Raw genomic sequence first — 16,186 nt, 5'->3', positions numbered from 1 at the left:
GAGCCGGAGGCGCGGGGAGCCGCAGGGGGCAATCGGAGCAAAGCCGGAGCGGGACGGGCAGAAATGGATCCGATCGGCCGAGAGCAGACCGGAGCGGCCGCGACGGTGTCGGCAAAGGCGGGCGCGAGCAGGCAAGACCGGTTGCGGACCGAGGATTTTCCGGTGCGGGACGCGGAAGCGGCGGTATTCGAAGCCGCGCGAAAGGCAATCCGCTTGCGGACGGATACGGCGCAGGGGGCAAAAGCGACAAGGGCCGCGGCCGGACTGAGCCGCGTGCGTCCGTCCTTGCCGGCATGGACGATTCCTTGCTGAAGCTCGGGCGCCGCAAGGCGGAGTGGATGGAGCTTCGTCTCCCGGGAGAGCTGGCCGCAGCGCCGCTTCAGCAGATCATGAAGCATACACCGCTGGCGCCGAAGCTCGTTTCGAAGATTGCGCAGACTAAAGGCATCGTGCAGCAAGGCTCCTCGCTGAGGCTTGCCTTGTTTCCGCGCGAGGCACGGGATTTTCCCCCCGGACTGGATGGAGCTGAACGTGCTGTACGAGGACGACTTCACGCTCGTCGTGAACAAGCCGTCCGGCTACGAGGTTCATCCGAGCGAGCGCGGCCAACGGGGAACGCTAGCGCACGGCGTCGCCGCGTACTACGAGATGACTGGACAGGACGTGCGCATCAGGCACATTCACCGCATCGACAAGGAGACGACGGGGCCCGTTTTATACGCCAAAAACGAATTCGCGCACTACCAATACGACAAAGCGATGCGGGAGAAAGAGATCGAGCGCATTTATCTCGCGCTGGCGGAGGGAGAGCTCGCGCAGGATCGGGGTACGATCAACCTGCCCATCGGACAGGATCGCCACCATTCGACGCGCCGCCGCGTGAGCGAGACCGGCGATCCGGCCGTCACGCATTACGAGACGGTCGAACGATTCGAAGGCTACACGCTCGTGCGCTTGCGCCTGGAAACCGGCCGTACCCATCAGATCCGCGTGCATCTCGCCGCGATCGGACACCCGCTGGCGGGCGACGGTCTCTATGGCGGCAAACGGACGGTTATTTCACGGCAGGCGCTGCATGGCGAGCGGCTGATCTGGCCGCATCCATGGACTGGAGAGCGGCTGTCGGTCCGCGCTCCGCTGCCTGCGGACTTCGAGGCGGCGCTGGCCAAGCTGCGTGCTGGAGAATGAACATTCGCTTGCTTCTTTACGCTGCAGATTGTATTTTATAAGCAAACGAAAGATTGCATGGTCCTGAAGCACAGGCCGTTCGTCGGAGCAGATCCGGCGGGCGGCCTGTTTTGATTTTCAGAGGGAAGAGATGATGAGCATGAGCACGGATCCGGCATTCGAGCGCGCTTATGACGAGATGATGGAGAAGGCGATCAAGGCGAGCGCTGGGGAGCGGAAAAGGAGGCTGCTGCTGGACAGGTTTAACGAGAAACTGCTGGCCCAGCAAGTTTGGTGGGAGGTAAGAGGCGATCTCGCGGGCTTGATTCCCGAGATGGATATCACGGATCTCAAGGACGGCACGCGATTTAGCGATTACGGCTTCCTCCATCCGATCTGGCGTCCTCGAGGATTGCTGATGGAGGCAGATGCCTTCGGCACGCACTTACGCGACGTGAGCCGATGGAAGTATGCCGACAATCTGGAGCGACAGAATCATTTGCTTATCGATGGCTGGCACCTGCTCCGCTTTTCGCGCGACGACATGCTCGAAAAACCGAGGCGCTGCCAGCAAACGCTGCTCGCTGCGCTGTCGGCCTGGGGCTTCATCGCTCCCAAGGACCGGCCGAGGCTGAACGTGTACGAGCGGGCGATCTTGCATTATGCGCGGGAGCAAGCCGGTAACGTGAAAGTTGGGGAGTTGGTCGAACAGCTGCAGGTCGGCTATCGTTCAATCGGAAAGCACACACTCGCACTTGAGCAAAAAAGGGTTGGTCATTCTAGAGCGCTCTGCTGCCGAGCGAAAGCACACGCACACTTACCGCTAAAAAAATCCCCCCGCCTCCCGGCAGGGGATCCATTAAACGTGTCCAAGCCTTCAGCGGCACAAGGCCGCCGTCAGCAGATAAGAGATGGTAGACTCCGCGCCGCAGTTGACGTTGGGGCCGTTCTCCTGAAGGCCGTCGCAGCCGCTGCCGTCGCGTTCGTCGGCCATGATGGCGCCGAGATCGTTGTCGCCGAAAAACCATTGGAGGCAGCGATTGCGCGCGACCCGCAGCTGCGCCGCGTAGTCGGCGACCTCGATCGCATGCGCGTCGGCTTCGCTTGCCGTTTTGGCTTCGCCGCGCTCCTCCGCCGGGCCTTCCTCGGTCTCGGAACGGACGGCGAGCGCGATCCCCACCTCCGGCGCGCGGATGGCGCCGGTGCCGCGGAATCCGCTCGTGCCGCGGTCTCCGCCCGTCGGTCTAGCATCCGCGCCGCCTTGCGGAGGCACGGCTTGATCGTAGGCGAGCAGCAGCGCGACGCCCTGCTTGCCCGCTTCCTCCAGCGCGATGGCGCCTTCCTCGAGCGCCAACGCCAGCTTGAGGATCTCGAGCGGCTGCTGGTCCCATTTGCTGCTGCGCGCACGGTTGCGCCAGCCGGCATTGCCGATCGGCCGGAACCACCCTTCTTCCGCGGTCATCGCCGCTTGCAGGGAGGAAAGGCTGTCGAGACCGATCTCCAGCGCTTCGGGCGCATGGGTCACCCGGTAGGATCGCAGCAGCGCCCAAGGAAGCACGCCGTTGCCGTAGCTCATCTGCGGCTCGAACCAGCGCCATTCCTCGTCCGAGTGGCGCAGGAACGTTTCGATCAGCTCGTCTTGAAAACGCACCACGTGCGTCTTGAGCTGCTCGCGCCAGCCCGGCTTGAAGGAGATCGCGCCGAGACGTTCGCTCTCGAGCGCATGCGCGCAGGCCGACAGCGCGTAGGCTTTGCCGCGCAGCGAACCGAGTCGCCCCAGCGTAGGCATGGCGCATTCGAACATTGACTTCGCCGCGTCCTTGTGCGAATCGGGCAGTCCGACCCAGGCGCTGACGCAAGCCCAGATCGAACGTCCCTGGCAGTCGTACGAGACCGATTCGGACTCCGGAGAGCGATCATAGGCGACGTTGTTGTGCCACCAGCCGTCTTCTTTTTGCTGCCACAGCATGAACGATAAATAAATGGATGCCAGTTCGAGCAACTGAAGCCGATCGGCTTCGCCTACCTCCGCGCCGGGCACGTCCCGCAGCCATTCGGTGACAGCCCAAAGCGATCGCGCATTATCGTCCGTCGTATAACCTTCGCGTCTGCGGGGCGTTCGCCCGAGCGCGTGCTCGAGCAGCCCCGTATCGTCCGTCATTCGCCGTAAATGGGTAAAAGAGGGCGGATGGCTCCGCCCCTTCGGGTTATATAACATCGGCCATCCTCCAACGTTTCTCCGCAGCGGTACGTTCCAGCAGCTGCAGGTATTCTTGGCCCACGACCGGCCATTGCATGCTTTTGCCGATATCGGCAACCATCTTCTCGCACAGCTTGAGCTTCTCCGGATAGGAGAAGAGCTCGATCAGCTTCACGCTCCAAGCCTCGACGTCGCCGTACGGGAGCAGGAGCTCCTCGCAGCCTTGAAGCAGATCCTTCGCGTAAATATAAGGCGTGCTAAGCACCGGCCGGCCTAATCCGACCGCGTAGGCTAGCGTGCCGCTCGTGATCTGCTGCATGCCGGGATACGGCGTCACGTACAGATCGCACGCTTGCAGCAGGGACGTGAGCTCTTCTTCCGGGATATAACGATCGATCATGCGCACATGATGCTGCAGGCCGAGTTCCTCGATCAAGGCGTTCAACTCTTCACGGTAGGCTTCTCCTTCGTGCTTGCGCACTTCGGGATGCGTCTGTCCGGCCAGCACGTAGAGCAGATCTGGCACGGCCTTCACGGCGGCGGCCATGGAGCGCAGGATCAGCTCTACGCCTTTGCTGCGGCTGAGCAGGCCGAATTGGAAGACGACCTTGCGTTGCTCCCAGCCGTATTCGCTGCGCGTCCGGATCCGGTCCGCTTTGCTCGGTACGGGCGTTCCGTGCGGGATATAAGAGATCTTCTCCAGCGGGATGCCGAAGTTGTCGTTCAAATAACCGATCGCCTTGCGATTCATGACGTGAATGCGGTCGCTTCGGTTCGCGATTTCGGCTTGAACGGCGGCGTAGGGCTCTTGCGGGTTTTCGAATACGGTATGGAAGGTCGTGACGACCGGTTTGTTCAGCCTGTTCAGCAGCTCAAGCGCGTAGGAGCCGGCTTCTCCGCCGAAGATTCCGAATTCGTGCTGAAGGGATACGATGTCGACGGCGCTTCGGTTCAAATAATCCGCCATTTTGCGGTATTCTTCTTTATCGTTTTTAAGAAGGGGATAGTGCCAGCTTTCATTATAAAGCTCCAGCTCGTCTTCGTTGCACATGGCGACGATCGGATCCGGAAAAATGCCGTTGTGGGCTACTCGAACCGCTTCCCGAAGATGGTGCGTGTACGTGGCCAAGCCGCATTTCTTCGGAACGTAGGTGCTCACATAGGCGATTTGAAAGGTTTTTGGACTCATTAAAATGTCGCACCTCCAGCTTGTAGTAGCTAATCTGCTAACTTCAAAGAGTAGCTTCGGCGACTGAGACGCCGGAGCCGTAAGCATGCTCGCTGATCCGCGACGAATCGGCGACGACGGATCGGGCAGGCACGATCGTTTTGGAGATTCTGGCGCCTTGGCCGATGCTGCTATGGGAGCCGATGACCGAATACGGACCGACGATCGCTTTGTCGCCGATCTTGGCATACGCTCCGATCACGACGGGGGGCACGAGCAGCACGCCTTTGCCGATGACCGCGCCTTTGCCGATCCAAATGCCTTGTTCGTTCATTTCCGTACCGCTGATCGAAAGCGGAAGCTTGCGGTCAAGCAGGTCCCAGTGAAGCTGGGCATAGCTCTCGGGCGAGGTTGCCATCATGCAATAGGTATCCGGTATGTAGCCGGAAATCTTGCTTCCATTGCCGATCAGGAGAGGAAATGTTTCGTTTTCCAATGAGACGTGCCGTCCTTCCGGGATGTGCGACAGCGCGGATTTACTCATCATATATACGCCCGAGTTGAGAAGGTTAGACGGCGCATTCTGCGGGCTTGGCTCCGGGACGAGCGAGAGGACGTCACCTTCGGATCCGACCTTGGCGATTCCGTACGGCGAATCGCGTCCGCTCGGCGTCAGACAGAGCGTCGCCAGCGCGTCCCGTCCGGCATGGAACGCCATCGCCTCGTCGAGGCGAAACGCGTGAATGGCAGCGGGGTGAAAAACGGCGAACCGGTCCCGAAGCAGCGGCTCGGCCACCTTAATCGTACCCGCCGTGCCGAACGACTCCCAACCGGTTAGATAAGCGACGCGCATGCCAAAACGGGATCCGTCTCCAAGCAGTCCCATCAGTTCTGGCCCGTCTTGCTGACCGACCGCGACGACGAGTTCGAGGACGCCTTGCTCGCGTCCCCGCGAGACCAAATGCTCGATCCATGGGCGATTGACGACCGGGGTCGTCCACGCTCCAAAGCGGCTTGCCGCCGGATTCGCGCCGAGTAACAATGCTTGCATGGGCGTGTCGACCTCCGTGACGGGGATTGCCATCGCCATACGGCGCAAGCGGCATGTACTTTACTTAACGCATTTCGACGGCCGATGAAACAGGAATTGTCAGAAATTCATGCATTTCGGTTCCCTCATCCGAACGAACGGTCGGGCGAACGCAGCAAAAAGGCAATCGTTGCGGAATGGCCCCGCAGCCGATTGCCTTTTGCGATCTTGCCCTTTCTCGGGTACAAACGCTTCTTATATATATGCGCATTTAAGCATTATATTAAGAAGCGATTTACCGGTCGCCGGCGCGTTTGCGCGTTATAAATTCCGGCGACGGCCGAAGATGAGCGAAATGACGAACAGGATCAGGAACAGGAAGAAAAGGAACTTGGCTACGCCGACAGCTGCGCCGACGATGCCGCCGAATCCGAAGATGGCAGCGACGATGGCGACGAGCAGGAAAATAAATGCCCAGTATAACATAAGAACGCCTCCTAAGTATGAAAGATGGTCATACCTTGCGGGATCGTGGCGGGTCGGGGATGGCCGAGCTCTTTCAATGAACGACTCTACCGCCTTGCCGAACGGACGCCGCGAATTTTCGCGAATTTCATATCGTCCTGTCCAGCCCCCGCTAGTTTCGAGCATCGGTATGATCTTGCTGCATCCTTACCACTGCCCTGACCCGCTGAATCACCTGCGGATCGAGGCAAATTAATCCTACATTAACTTCTTGATTTTACGTGCGGGAGGACTTTAAGCTTCGCCCCGGAGAAGCCAGGAACGTCGTTTCGCCGCCAGGCGGCAAGGGTAATTGACGATATGCAAGAGACATTCGAAATTCCCGAGAAAGGAAGGTGATACGCATGAGCAACCAGGCATTGATGGCTTGGAGCGTCGTCGTCGTCGCGATCAGCTTCGCCGCCCTTTGCGTATACTTGATCGTCACCTTGAAGGCGGCCCGGGAGACGCTGGTCTCCGTACAAGGCACGATCAAGGAAGCGAATCAGACGGTAGGGATGCTGCATACGAAGGTCGAGGACTTGACCAACAACGTTAAGGTCATTTCCGAGGACGTGAAGAACAAGATTCGTTCGACGGACGACTTCTTCCACGCGGCGCGCAATGCCGGAACGACGCTGAAGGAGACGACGGGGGCCGTAAGGGATATCTCGTCGACCTTGTCCCGTGCGGTCAGGCAGCAGGTAGCCGCTCTCGAGCCCGGTCCCGAACACAAGAAGACATGGACCGAGTGGTTCAAGATTGGCATGAACGTCGTATCGGCCATTCGAAGCGCCAAGCAGCAGAACAAAGAGGAAAAAGCGGTGCTCGCGGCAGAACGGCAGGAAGAGGAACATCGCTTGTACGACAGCGCCGCGTACGTTCCGGAACCGTTTCAGCCCGGCTCGCATCGGGTATATAACGGTCACAGTCACAACTGACGATTTTGATTGAAGGTATAGTCTTAGCCGATAAGAAGTAAGACAAAAATAAGAAGAACGGACGAGGAGGAATCGATATGGATAGGGCTTATGCCAAGCTGGTGAACAACGGACTCGAAGCGTTTGACACGGTGAAGGATTTGCACCGCCAAGGCTATAGGGAAGAGGAAATTTACGTCCTGGCGCACGGCGAGAGCCGAACGGACCGAATCGCTGACGTGGCGAACGCCAATACCATCGGCGCCTCCGAAGAGGGCGTGATCCAATCCGTGGCGAACTTGTTCAGGGACCGTGGCGACGAGCTCAGGTCGAAAATCAAGTCGCTCGGATTCGACGCCTCCGAGGCGGAGCAGTACGAAGCGGAGCTCGATCGGGGCAAGGTGCTCGTTCTCGCGAAGCATTGATCTCAAAGCATTGATCTCGAAGTTGCATTTCTCGCTTTCCAAGATTAGGGAGGCTGGTTGACGGGAATAAGGAATGAGAGGCATTCGCCTGCTCATTCCTTATTCCCGTTTGCCGGCTTTGCTTTACACCGGCCATCCGCTGCGATAACTTTAACGTATGATACAGGCGAGGAGAATTGGACAATGAGCATTTTAGTCGTAGACGACAATCCGATGAACGTGATGGTTGTCCGGGAGATGCTGAACCGATCGGGATACGAGGACGTGCAGATCGCCTATTCTGCCGATGAGATGTTCGATATCCTAAGGTCTGACAATCGAAGCGCCCAGGCGCCCACGGCGATCAATCTAATCCTGCTCGACCTGATGATGCCCGGCATGGACGGCATCGAGGCATGCGGCTTGCTTCAGAAGGACGAACGCCTCCGCGATATCCCCGTCATCATGGTTACCGCGATCGGCGATTCCCGCAAGCTGGCGGAGGCACTTGATGCCGGAGCGACGGACTACGTGACCAAGCCGATCAACAAGATCGAGCTGCTGGCGCGAATTCGATCGGCCCTTCGCCTGAAGACCGAGCTCGACTGGCATAAAGAGCGGGACCGGAGGCTGCACGAGGAGCTGAGCCTGGCAAGGCAGGTCCAGGAAGCCGTCATGCCCAACGACGTCGACGGCGAAAATCTGAGCGTGCAGGCGTACTTCCGAGCGTCGGAAGGGCTGGCGGGAGATCTATATGCCTGGCATGCGCTCGATTCGAATCATTATTTGATCGCCATCATGGACGCGATGGGGCACGGGATCTCTTCCTCGCTAATCAGCATGTTCACCGCGTCGGTACTGCACGAAGCGATGCGCACGACGGTGACGCCGAAGCGCATCGTCCACGAGCTGAACCGGCGCCTGCTGCAGCTTCAATACGAGAACGAAATGGTGCAATACTACTGCACCGGCATTTGCGCCTGGATCGATCTGGAGAACGGGATCATCGAATACGTCAACGCCGGCCACCCGCCGGGCCTTATCACGAGAGGAAACGGCGGCACGCAGCAGCTCTCCGCGACGGCGCCCCCGATCGGCATGTTCGAGCAGATGAACGTGCAGATGGAGACGGCAAGCATACGAACGGGAGACGTGCTTCATCTGTTCACAGACGGGTTGCTCGATTTGTTCCCGGGCGACATGGAGCAGCGAATCGAGCAGCTTACGGGCACGATTATGGAGTCCGAGGGCGACCACCAAGCGCTCGAAAGCCTGCTCGTCCAGGAATCTCTGGACCGGCGGCCGGACGATCGCTGCCTGGTCAGAGTCGAAGTGAAAAAGGCGATGCGATAGAGGGCCGCATAACGTTGATGGCATCTTTACATAGCGAGAATGAGTGACATCTCCTTCTCGCCTGGCAGGCCGACCGACGGCGAATCATATAAAGCGTGGTGTTATATTGACCGATTTTTTTAGATATAAGTCCCTATGACGAGCTCTTGGAAAAAATCGAGATCGAAAGCCTCCTGGAGGCGGTGTTCAAGCGGTACGGCTACGATTTCCGCAATTATGCTTATCCGTCGCTACGCCGCAGAATATGGCATCGCGCGTCGATCGAACAGCTCGATACGATATCCATGCTGCAAAATCTCGTGCTTCACGATCGCGACGCGTTCGAGCGGCTCTTGGCCGATCTGGTCATTCCGGTCACGGAGATGTTCAGGGATCCAGGCTTGTTTCAGGTTCTCAGGTCGCGCGTCATGCCGATCCTGAAGCAGGCGTCGTTCATTCGCGCCTGGCATGCGGGCTGCGCGACCGGCGAAGAAGCCTACTCCATGGCCATTTTGCTGGACGAGATCCGGATGCTGAATCAGGCCCGCATCTATGCGACGGATATCAGCGAAACGAGCCTTCAACGCGCCAGGCAAGGCTTGATCGCGCAGGAGCGGATGAGCCTTTACGCGCATAACTATGCGCTGTCCGGGGAAAAGAGCCTTTCGAATCCTTTTACGAAACGAATCACGGGCAAGCGATGCTGCATGCCAAGTATCTTGAACGAATCGTCTTCGCCGAGCACAATCTGGTGACGGATCGTTCGTTTAACGAATTTCAGATCATTTTTTGCCGGAACGTCATGATTTACTTCGATACCGGACTACGCGAACGGGTGCATTCGCTGCTTTACGAGAGTTTGTCGCCCGGCGGCTTTCTCGTTCTCGGCAACAAGGAATCCGTCGCCTTCACGAGCTTCGCCGGACGCTATGAGACTTGGAACGACGAGCACCGGATCTATCGCAAGCCCGGCTGACACTAGCGTAGGAATCGGCGCGCGCACGGTTCAAAGCGCCATCCCTCGGGTAAAATTAAAAAAAAGGCGATGGATTCGTTTACCGCCTATAAGGAGGGAATGGCCATGGGAGTCACGATCGGCATTTTTGAAAGCGAACAACGCGTGTTGGACGCCGTGGAGCTGCTCCGCGCGAACGGCGCGCATCGAGACGACGTGCGCGTCATCGTCAAGAGCGAGGAGAACGTGCCGCTGCTGTCCGCCAGCGATGCGATCCAGGTCGAGAGCATCGCCGGCATCCAAGAAGCCAGGGATCGGTCCTATGGCGACCGCGACGGAGACGGTTCGTGGGGCGATGAAGGCGTGCTTCCGCTTCCGGCGGCGGGCCTCCTGGCAACGCCGCAGGTTAGCGGAACCGGCGGATACGTCGGCGGCGTCGTACCGGCGGGCTTAGCGGCAACGGGCTTGGTCGGGCGCGGCGGCGGATTGCTGGACCTGGACGGCGACGGACCGCATACGGATGACGTGCTGTCTGATCTGGGCCTGCCGAACGGCGACGCGGACCGACTCGCCGACGAAGTGAACGGCGGCCGATACCTCGTGGTCGTCGGCGAGCGCCCTGACGACCAGGCCGGCAGCCTTATGAGCCAAGCGGGGGCAGTCGAAGTCATTCATTGACGTCAGCCGCAACTCAAAAAAAGAACCGGTCTGCGTTACTTCGGCAGACCGGTTCTTCGATTGCGGAGCCCGACGAGATCGTCCAGCGGACTGATTTTGCCTTGAAGCGCGTCCAGCAGAACGTCGCACGCGAGCATGCTGTATATGGCGCCATTGCCTCCGTACCCTAGCGCGATATAGCGGCCCGGTCGCTCCGGGTCCTCCCCGATCCAAGGCAGATTATCCTTTGATTCGCAGAATGCGGCGTTCCAAGCGTACGCCGGTTCGAGCGGCAAATCGGGAAAAAGTTTACGGGCTTCCTTGAGCAACCGGTCCGCATATTTGTTCAATTCGCTTTGGGACGCCACGGGCTGGCGGATATCCTCGTCGAAGCCGCCGATCACGACGCGGCTGTCAGGCGTCGTCCGGGCATACAAATAAGGCCTTGCGGTTTCCCACAGCAGCCATCTCTGGTGCCAGTCGGCCAGCGAAGGCACGATTCGGGTCGCGATGGCATAGGTACGGACGAACTTGACGCCGAGCATGCTAATGTCGGCTATCTCGGGACGATACCCGACCGCGTAAACGACGGACGAAGCCTTGATGGCGCCCCCGGAAGTATGGCACAGCAAATCGCCCTTCGGTCCTTCGACGGACTTTAAGGCCGTATTTTCGTAAATGCGCGCGCCCTTTTCCGATGCTTGTTCGGCGAGCCTGATCGCGAAGCGGTAGGGATTCAACTCGCCGTCGCCGTTCGTTACGATCGCCGCAGGCTTGGCGAACGGGAATATCGCGCGAATGCCGCCCTCGTCCAGCCAGTCGACGCTGAAGCCGTTCGCGCGAAGGATTTCATATTCTGACTTAAGCTTCTGGACGTCGGCGGAGGAGCTGGCAAAGTAAAAGCTGCTGCGCCTCTTGAAAGACACGTCCGCCGGGAGTCTCTCCGCGAACTGGCACAAACGCTCTAAGGCATTTTTGCACGAGCGATAAAAATGCACGGCCCGATCGTCGCCAAGTTGAGACAAGAGGTCCGTCAGCATGATATCATTGGAATATTGTAGTAAACCGGTGCTGGCGGCAGAGCTGCCTTCGCCGATTCTTCCTTCGTCGATGAGGACGACTGACATGCCGGCTGCGGTCAAGACGTCGCATGCCAGCGTGCCGGTCAAGCCCCCCGCCGACGATCAAAACGTCGCACCGTCCGGATTCGCCGGAGAGGGGCGGGTACCGGGCAGGCTCGCCGCCGGCGGAAGGCCAGAGCAAGGAACCGAAGTATAGCGGGTGCAATCGAACGCCTCCGTCAAGTGGGATTCGTCCAAGTATTACCCAAACGGGCGCCGCTTAGACGAGCGGCAGCAAGTAGTAAATTACCAGATACAGTACGCCGAAGAAAATGATCAAATATGCGGCATACTTGATGAAGGTCGACCAAACCATGCTGGAATCCGACTTTTCCTGCACCTCGTGCCTTTCGATGTCGACATCCTTGTTCATGTTGTTCAGCTCCTTCGTGAAATGTTATCCTGCGTTGGGATATGCTTCTTTACCCGACCGCCAACGGCCCCAAACAAAGGGCTTTTCCCAGGATAAGGCTGTTTCAATAGGCGAAAGCGAGGGGTAATAAAATTTATGAATAACGGAGAGGGGTTTCGTATGCAAAACGAAAAATTGACTTTTCAAACAGAAAATCTGGACGGCCTGACCGTCGTTCGGATCGCGGGCGAACTCGATCTCGAGGTTGCATCGCAGATGCGCTCCGTGATGGAGCCCCTAGTGGAATTGTCCGACCGCAAGCTCGTACTTAATCTTCGGGACCTCAAATACATCGACAGCACCGGCATCGGTATTCTAATCAGTATCGTGAAGGCCCGTCATGCTCGCAACGCCCCGTTCGGAGTAGAAGAAGTGCCTTCGACGATTCAAAAATTATTCGACATGACGGGGATCACCCCGTTTTTGGCCGCTACTCCAAATGCTTAACGCGAGCGAGCAATTACATTCCGAAGGGAACGAGGACGAAACAACGATGAGAAACGATGGGACAGTGACGCTGACGGTACCCGCCAAAGCCGAGTTCGTTGACATTATCCGCTTGACCTTGTACGGCATAGCCGCCAAAATGAAATTTTCATTCGAAGAGATCGAAGATATGAAGGTTGCCGTCTCGGAGGCTTGCAACAACGCCGTTTTGCATGCCTACGACCATTCTCAGCCGGGCCAGATCGAGGTATCCTTCACCATCATGAACGAAGACCGTCTCCAGATCGCGGTGAGCGACTCGGGCGTCAGCTTCGAATCGGTGACCGATCGGTCCACGTCCACCTTGCATGGAAAGTCCATCGATGAAATCCAGTCGGGCGGATTGGGACTTTACTTGATGCAAGCGTTGATGGACGAAGTGGAAATCCGAAGCAATCAAGGCACGAGCGTCATCCTGACAAAACGGCGGCTGGCGCAAGAAACGGTATGAGTCTTCAATCGAGCGCCCGTCTGCCCGACGACGCGATCTTGAAGCTGCTGGAATATCAGAAAACGCTGCGAAACGAGTTGGCCGAGGATCTGATCCGGCACTACGAGCCGCTCGTTCGCATGGCCGCGCACAAAATGTCGCGCAGCCATCTTAGCTTGCAAGAAGATTTGTTCCAGGTCGGCCGGATGACGCTGTTCAGGCTGCTCAAGCAGTTCGACCCCGATCTGGGCATGCCGTTCGAGCCTTATGCCATGAAGAGCATCGTCGGCCAGATGAAAAATTATCTTCGCGATAAGTCCTGGTACATTCAAGTGCCGCGGCGGATCAAGGAAAAGGGACTCGTCGTGCAGCAAGCGATCGACGAGATGACCGTACGCCTCGAGCGCTCGCCGAGCGTCGAGGAGATCGCCGAATTCCTGGAGATGAGCGTCGAGGATACGCTCGAGGTGCTGGCCGGACGCGAGCTGCATCACTACGTCTCGCTCGATACGCCGGTATCGCAAGAAGAAAACACCGCCACGCTCGGCGAACTGATCGGCTCCACAGCCGACGACTTTGCCGGCGTCGACCGCCGCATCGATCTACAGGAAGCGATGATGAAGCTGAAGCCCGAGGAACGGCAGGTGCTCTTGCTTCTGTACGAAGAAGGGCTGTCCCAGCGCAGCGCCGCCGACCGACTGCAGGTGTCCCAGATGAGCATCTCCCGCATCCAGCGTCGCGCCATCGAGAAGCTGAAGGGCTGGCTTACCGAACCCGGCGACGACGAGGATTCCGATTAATTCCAATTCGATCGACTGTTTCTATCCTCCCGCCGCCGGGTAATAATCGGTAAGCTACACCATTCACTTCGCCGAAGGCGGTGGACATGATGACAGTTAAATATCGAATCGAATGCTTCGAGTGCGACATCGTGGTCAGGCAAAAAGACGAGGCCCATACACTTAGCATCCAATCCCGCAAAACGCCACTTGGCAACGGCAACCGGTTAGCCGAATATGCATCCGAGCAAGAGGCCGTACACGCGGCGGATCAACTCTGCCAGTCGTATACCATTGCGAGGGAATTCGGCTACCATCTCTCCGGTGGGGAATTCGTCAGAGACGGCGTTCCTTCCATCGAAGTCGTATCGCTGCTCAATCAGGAACTTGACGCATCCGATCTGAAGTCGCTTCTCAATCGGGAAGCCATCAAGCACGGCATTCAGCAGACAGGATGAAACCGGTTGCAACATAAATGAGGGCCTCGTCAGAGGCCCTTTTTTTAATGCGCTTGTCGTTGCTCGCCTTCTGAGCTCGGGTCTTCAGGCTTTCTCCTGGATCGGATCGCTGACGAGGCCTTCCTCGCTTAGTTCGCTCCCTGTCTTGACGCGCTCCATGTCGCGGCCCAGACGCTTCAGATCGTCGAAGTCCTGCACCATCGAGCCGTTCATCGCTTCTTCTACGGAGCGAGTCTCGATCGGACCGGAGGGCCGGCTGTCTTCGTCAAGCCGGTAATCGGCATTGGCGTGGTCCGTCGTCGCATCCGTATTCACGACGGCACCTTCCGCGACGGCCTCCCGAACGTCAGGCTGATTGGATTCATTCATCTCGATCGCCCCTTATCGTGAATTCGCACAGACAAAAGCCAATCCCGAGCGAGCTCGGGGTTGGCTTTTGGGAGTTATTCAGTTCGGCTTCGTGGATTCCTGGAGGGAACCGGTGATGTCGTCCTTGGCGCCGTTCATGCTGTCTTTCGCGGTCGACAGTGCCGTTTTGGTCTGGCCGATCATATCCGAAGCCTGTTGGCCGACTTTGGAAGCCAACTCTTGCGTTTTGGTTCCCGCTGTGGAAACCCACTCCTTCGATTTATCCATGGATTTGCTATATGCGTTCATCAGATCCTGGCGCGTTTCTTTACCTGGCTTAGGAGCCAGAAGCAACGCTGCCGCTGCGCCAACTACGCCGCCGATAACAACACCTTTAACCATTCCTGCCATGTGAATTCCTCCTTGTAATGGCTAAGCCATTTTGTTATAAGCGTTAACGTCCTGCATGAGCTTTTTTTACCCTTGCGGGTAGGCGCTGAATCAATGCGGACTTTCCGCAGGGCGTGCTTTAGACTACAATAGGTAGCAGATGATCAAAGAGGGCGAGGACGTTCATGGAATCACAAGAATACGGCGGCAGCCTGTCTTCGTACGGCTTGCACCGCGGCGAATCGGAGCGGGACAGAAGGCCTTGGGGCCGGATCGACTTAATTCTGATCGGGCTTCTCATGCTCGTCTCGGCCTGGCTGTCGCTCCACGATCTGGGCAACCGGCATGCGCCGCAGACGTTCTGGCGCCCCGACGTATCGGGCGAGGGCTTCGTAGCCGACTTCGGAGAGCTGCGCCAGGTCGGCCGCATCAGCCTGTACGAAGGCCCGGGTGCCGCTGGCGAGACGCAGATCGATGCTTCGGCCGACGGCGTGAACTGGTCGCCATATCTGACGGTCGAGCACAAGACCGGACGGGTGTTCACCTGGATAGCGGAGGACAAGCCCGTCAGCGCGAGGTATATGAAGTTTACGGCCAAGCATACCGGATACAGTCTTTACGAAGCCGGCTTCTTCGAAGCGGATACGAAGGCGCGGATCGCCATCGCGAATATCGAGCCTGCCGGCGCCAAGGGAGAGACCTCGGCGGGCGGCGGCGAGCAGGTATTCGACGAGCAGGACGAAGCGCCGTACCGGCAGGACTACCGCAACAGCATGTATTTCGACGAGATCTATCACGGCCGTACGGCCTACGAATTCATCCATGAGATCCAGCCCTACGAATGGACGCATCCGCCGCTAGGCAAGTGGCTGCTTACGTTCGGCATCCGTCTGTTCGACATGACGCCGTACGGATGGAGATTCATGGCGGCCGTGTGCGGCACGCTCATGGTGCCCGTATTTTATGCAGCCGCAAGAGCGATGTTCCGCAGCACGAGGTATGCGTTCATCGCGGCGCTGCTGCTGGTGCTGGAGGGCTTCCATCTCGTCCATTCGCGGATGGCCAACGTCGACGTATTCGGCGTGACCTTCACGATATTGATGTACACGTTTATGTACAAGTACGGAGAGAAAAATGGGGAAGCGGGGGCTTCGGCCGAAGCTTCGGCTATCTGGCGCTGTCCGGCATTTTTTTCGGATGCGCGGCTGCGGTCAAGTGGAACTACATGTACGGCGGCGCGGGCCTTGCCGTCCTGCTCTTCCTGGCGCTATACAGACGCTGGCGCGAGTCCCGCTGGGAATACGGCAGCGCGTACTTCAAGAAGCTGACGCTTACGCTGCTGTCTTGCTTGATCTTGTTCGTGGCGGTCCCTGCGGGGATTTATGCGGCTTCGTACATTCCATATGAAAAGGCGACCAAGGCGGA

At 58.2% G+C, this 16,186-nt stretch carries 23 protein-coding genes; 14 read left to right on the top strand and 9 right to left on the bottom strand.

The genetic code is table 11. The features are described from left to right. The first annotated feature begins 63 nt into the window (after positions 1-63). Both OMP38_RS14940 and OMP38_RS14935 read left to right on the top strand, forming a co-directional pair. Positions 64-312 carry a hypothetical protein gene (locus tag OMP38_RS14940; protein WP_277565843.1) on the top strand — a complete coding sequence of 83 codons (249 nt, stop codon included), beginning with the start codon at positions 64-66 and terminating at the stop codon, positions 310-312. 207 nt (positions 313-519) lie between these two features. After that, positions 520-1,188: an RluA family pseudouridine synthase gene (locus tag OMP38_RS14935; protein WP_277565842.1), complete on the top strand. Its 669-nt coding sequence runs from the start codon at positions 520-522 to the stop codon at positions 1,186-1,188. Between the two features lie 16 nt (positions 1,189-1,204). Here the strand turns inward: OMP38_RS14935 and OMP38_RS14930 are convergent, their stop codons facing one another. The 5 genes from OMP38_RS14930 to OMP38_RS14910 all read right to left on the bottom strand — a co-directional run bounded on the left by OMP38_RS14930 (position 1,205) and on the right by OMP38_RS14910 (position 6,051). Next, positions 1,205-1,558: a hypothetical protein gene (locus tag OMP38_RS14930; RefSeq protein ID WP_277565841.1), complete on the bottom strand. Its 354-nt coding sequence runs from the start codon at positions 1,556-1,558 to the stop codon at positions 1,205-1,207. Positions 1,559-2,044: 486 nt separating this feature from the next. Further along, positions 2,045-3,385, bottom strand: coding sequence for a hypothetical protein (locus OMP38_RS14925; protein WP_277565840.1), 1,341 nt, complete (start codon positions 3,383-3,385; stop codon positions 2,045-2,047). Next, entirely contained in the window at positions 3,375-4,556 is a 1,182-nt protein-coding gene (locus OMP38_RS14920; RefSeq protein WP_277565839.1) for a glycosyltransferase family 4 protein, read from the bottom strand. The genes OMP38_RS14925 and OMP38_RS14920 overlap by 11 nt, the downstream gene beginning before the upstream one ends. A 43-nt stretch (positions 4,557-4,599) precedes the next feature. After that, a complete protein-coding gene (locus OMP38_RS14915; protein ID WP_277565838.1) occupies positions 4,600-5,586 on the bottom strand; it encodes a nucleotidyltransferase family protein in 987 nt (328 codons plus the stop codon). A gap of 300 nt (positions 5,587-5,886) precedes the next feature. Next, complete coding sequence (locus OMP38_RS14910) at positions 5,887-6,051, bottom strand: DUF1328 domain-containing protein (RefSeq protein ID WP_277532899.1); 165 nt, start codon at positions 6,049-6,051, stop codon at positions 5,887-5,889. Between the two features lie 383 nt (positions 6,052-6,434). Here OMP38_RS14910 and OMP38_RS14905 point away from each other — a divergent pair, with 383 nt between their 5' ends. The 6 genes from OMP38_RS14905 (at position 6,435) to OMP38_RS14880 (ending at position 10,358) form a co-directional block, all read left to right on the top strand. Then, on the top strand, positions 6,435-7,010 hold the full coding sequence (locus tag OMP38_RS14905) for a DUF948 domain-containing protein (protein ID WP_277565837.1): 576 nt from the start codon (positions 6,435-6,437) through the stop codon (positions 7,008-7,010). 77 nt (positions 7,011-7,087) lie between these two features. After that, positions 7,088-7,414, top strand: coding sequence for a YflT domain-containing protein (locus tag OMP38_RS14900; protein WP_090108540.1), 327 nt, complete (start codon positions 7,088-7,090; stop codon positions 7,412-7,414). Positions 7,415-7,597: 183 nt separating this feature from the next. After that, positions 7,598-8,746, top strand: coding sequence for a PP2C family protein-serine/threonine phosphatase (locus OMP38_RS14895; protein ID WP_277565836.1), 1,149 nt, complete (start codon positions 7,598-7,600; stop codon positions 8,744-8,746). A gap of 146 nt (positions 8,747-8,892) precedes the next feature. Beyond that, positions 8,893-9,480 (top strand): CheR family methyltransferase, encoded by a 588-nt coding sequence (locus tag OMP38_RS14890; protein ID WP_277565835.1) that lies wholly within the window; start codon positions 8,893-8,895, stop codon positions 9,478-9,480. Further along, a complete protein-coding gene (locus OMP38_RS14885; RefSeq protein ID WP_277565834.1) occupies positions 9,426-9,701 on the top strand; it encodes a CheR family methyltransferase in 276 nt (91 codons plus the stop codon). The genes OMP38_RS14890 and OMP38_RS14885 overlap by 55 nt, the downstream gene beginning before the upstream one ends. A 105-nt stretch (positions 9,702-9,806) precedes the next feature. Continuing rightward, a complete protein-coding gene (locus tag OMP38_RS14880) occupies positions 9,807-10,358 on the top strand; it encodes a hypothetical protein (protein ID WP_277565833.1) in 552 nt (183 codons plus the stop codon). Positions 10,359-10,393: 35 nt separating this feature from the next. On the opposite strand, the gene OMP38_RS14875 is transcribed toward OMP38_RS14880, so the two are convergent. Next, the gene (locus OMP38_RS14875; protein WP_277566820.1) at positions 10,394-11,464 is read right to left on the bottom strand and encodes an NAD(P)/FAD-dependent oxidoreductase; all 1,071 of its coding nucleotides are present in this window, start codon (positions 11,462-11,464) and stop codon (positions 10,394-10,396) included. Between OMP38_RS14875 and OMP38_RS14870 the strand changes: the two genes are divergently transcribed. Further along, positions 11,376-11,615, top strand: a complete 240-nt coding sequence (locus OMP38_RS14870) for a hypothetical protein (protein WP_277566896.1) — start codon at positions 11,376-11,378, stop codon at positions 11,613-11,615. The genes OMP38_RS14875 and OMP38_RS14870 overlap by 89 nt on opposite strands. A 63-nt stretch (positions 11,616-11,678) precedes the next feature. On the opposite strand, the gene OMP38_RS14865 is transcribed toward OMP38_RS14870, so the two are convergent. After that, positions 11,679-11,831 (bottom strand): hypothetical protein, encoded by a 153-nt coding sequence (locus OMP38_RS14865; RefSeq protein WP_177244169.1) that lies wholly within the window; start codon positions 11,829-11,831, stop codon positions 11,679-11,681. A gap of 159 nt (positions 11,832-11,990) precedes the next feature. On the opposite strand from OMP38_RS14865, the gene OMP38_RS14860 reads away from it, so the two are divergent. The 4 genes from OMP38_RS14860 (at position 11,991) to OMP38_RS14845 (ending at position 14,023) form a co-directional block, all read left to right on the top strand. Then, positions 11,991-12,317, top strand: coding sequence for an STAS domain-containing protein (locus OMP38_RS14860; RefSeq protein ID WP_277565832.1), 327 nt, complete (start codon positions 11,991-11,993; stop codon positions 12,315-12,317). A gap of 46 nt (positions 12,318-12,363) precedes the next feature. After that, positions 12,364-12,807 carry an anti-sigma B factor RsbW gene (gene rsbW, locus OMP38_RS14855; RefSeq protein ID WP_277565831.1) on the top strand — a complete coding sequence of 148 codons (444 nt, stop codon included), beginning with the start codon at positions 12,364-12,366 and terminating at the stop codon, positions 12,805-12,807. Continuing rightward, positions 12,804-13,586, top strand: a complete 783-nt coding sequence (locus OMP38_RS14850; RefSeq protein ID WP_277565830.1) for a sigma-70 family RNA polymerase sigma factor — start codon at positions 12,804-12,806, stop codon at positions 13,584-13,586. Before rsbW ends, OMP38_RS14850 begins: the two co-directional genes overlap by 4 nt. A gap of 86 nt (positions 13,587-13,672) precedes the next feature. Continuing rightward, on the top strand, positions 13,673-14,023 hold the full coding sequence (locus tag OMP38_RS14845) for a hypothetical protein (protein ID WP_277565829.1): 351 nt from the start codon (positions 13,673-13,675) through the stop codon (positions 14,021-14,023). An 84-nt stretch (positions 14,024-14,107) separates the two neighbouring features. On the opposite strand, the gene OMP38_RS14840 is transcribed toward OMP38_RS14845, so the two are convergent. Both OMP38_RS14840 and OMP38_RS14835 read right to left on the bottom strand, forming a co-directional pair. Next, positions 14,108-14,392, bottom strand: a complete 285-nt coding sequence (locus OMP38_RS14840; protein ID WP_277565828.1) for a hypothetical protein — start codon at positions 14,390-14,392, stop codon at positions 14,108-14,110. A gap of 78 nt (positions 14,393-14,470) precedes the next feature. Then, a complete protein-coding gene (locus tag OMP38_RS14835; RefSeq protein ID WP_277565827.1) occupies positions 14,471-14,782 on the bottom strand; it encodes a YtxH domain-containing protein in 312 nt (103 codons plus the stop codon). Between the two features lie 164 nt (positions 14,783-14,946). Between OMP38_RS14835 and OMP38_RS14830 the strand changes: the two genes are divergently transcribed. Beyond that, entirely contained in the window at positions 14,947-16,089 is a 1,143-nt protein-coding gene (locus tag OMP38_RS14830) for a glycosyltransferase family 39 protein (protein ID WP_277565826.1), read from the top strand. The last annotated feature ends 97 nt before the right edge of the window (positions 16,090-16,186 follow it).

Source organism: Cohnella ginsengisoli (assembly GCF_029525555.1).
GTDB lineage: Bacteria > Bacillota > Bacilli > Paenibacillales > Paenibacillaceae > Cohnella > Cohnella ginsengisoli.
Note: the sequence above shows the minus strand (reverse complement) of the source record. Positions and strands in the feature narration are given on the sequence as shown.

Coding starts and splice junctions, on each gene's coding strand:
- OMP38_RS14940 (WP_277565843.1), top strand. CDS start 64: ATGGATCCGATCGGCCGAGAGCAGACCGGAGCGGCCGCGACGGTGTCG.
- OMP38_RS14935 (WP_277565842.1), top strand. CDS start 520: ATGGAGCTGAACGTGCTGTACGAGGACGACTTCACGCTCGTCGTGAAC.
- OMP38_RS14930 (WP_277565841.1), bottom strand. CDS start 1,558: ATGGAGGAAGCCGTAATCGCTAAATCGCGTGCCGTCCTTGAGATCCGT.
- OMP38_RS14925 (WP_277565840.1), bottom strand. CDS start 3,385: ATGTTATATAACCCGAAGGGGCGGAGCCATCCGCCCTCTTTTACCCAT.
- OMP38_RS14920 (WP_277565839.1), bottom strand. CDS start 4,556: ATGAGTCCAAAAACCTTTCAAATCGCCTATGTGAGCACCTACGTTCCG.
- OMP38_RS14915 (WP_277565838.1), bottom strand. CDS start 5,586: ATGCAAGCATTGTTACTCGGCGCGAATCCGGCGGCAAGCCGCTTTGGA.
- OMP38_RS14910 (WP_277532899.1), bottom strand. CDS start 6,051: ATGTTATACTGGGCATTTATTTTCCTGCTCGTCGCCATCGTCGCTGCC.
- OMP38_RS14905 (WP_277565837.1), top strand. CDS start 6,435: ATGAGCAACCAGGCATTGATGGCTTGGAGCGTCGTCGTCGTCGCGATC.
- OMP38_RS14900 (WP_090108540.1), top strand. CDS start 7,088: ATGGATAGGGCTTATGCCAAGCTGGTGAACAACGGACTCGAAGCGTTT.
- OMP38_RS14895 (WP_277565836.1), top strand. CDS start 7,598: ATGAGCATTTTAGTCGTAGACGACAATCCGATGAACGTGATGGTTGTC.
- OMP38_RS14885 (WP_277565834.1), top strand. CDS start 9,426: ATGCTGCATGCCAAGTATCTTGAACGAATCGTCTTCGCCGAGCACAAT.
- OMP38_RS14880 (WP_277565833.1), top strand. CDS start 9,807: ATGGGAGTCACGATCGGCATTTTTGAAAGCGAACAACGCGTGTTGGAC.
- OMP38_RS14870 (WP_277566896.1), top strand. CDS start 11,376: ATGATATCATTGGAATATTGTAGTAAACCGGTGCTGGCGGCAGAGCTG.
- OMP38_RS14875 (WP_277566820.1), bottom strand. CDS start 11,464: ATGTCAGTCGTCCTCATCGACGAAGGAAGAATCGGCGAAGGCAGCTCT.
- OMP38_RS14865 (WP_177244169.1), bottom strand. CDS start 11,831: ATGAACAAGGATGTCGACATCGAAAGGCACGAGGTGCAGGAAAAGTCG.
- OMP38_RS14860 (WP_277565832.1), top strand. CDS start 11,991: ATGCAAAACGAAAAATTGACTTTTCAAACAGAAAATCTGGACGGCCTG.
- rsbW (WP_277565831.1), top strand. CDS start 12,364: ATGAGAAACGATGGGACAGTGACGCTGACGGTACCCGCCAAAGCCGAG.
- OMP38_RS14850 (WP_277565830.1), top strand. CDS start 12,804: ATGAGTCTTCAATCGAGCGCCCGTCTGCCCGACGACGCGATCTTGAAG.
- OMP38_RS14845 (WP_277565829.1), top strand. CDS start 13,673: ATGATGACAGTTAAATATCGAATCGAATGCTTCGAGTGCGACATCGTG.
- OMP38_RS14840 (WP_277565828.1), bottom strand. CDS start 14,392: ATGAATGAATCCAATCAGCCTGACGTTCGGGAGGCCGTCGCGGAAGGT.
- OMP38_RS14835 (WP_277565827.1), bottom strand. CDS start 14,782: ATGGCAGGAATGGTTAAAGGTGTTGTTATCGGCGGCGTAGTTGGCGCA.
- OMP38_RS14830 (WP_277565826.1), top strand. CDS start 14,947: ATGGAATCACAAGAATACGGCGGCAGCCTGTCTTCGTACGGCTTGCAC.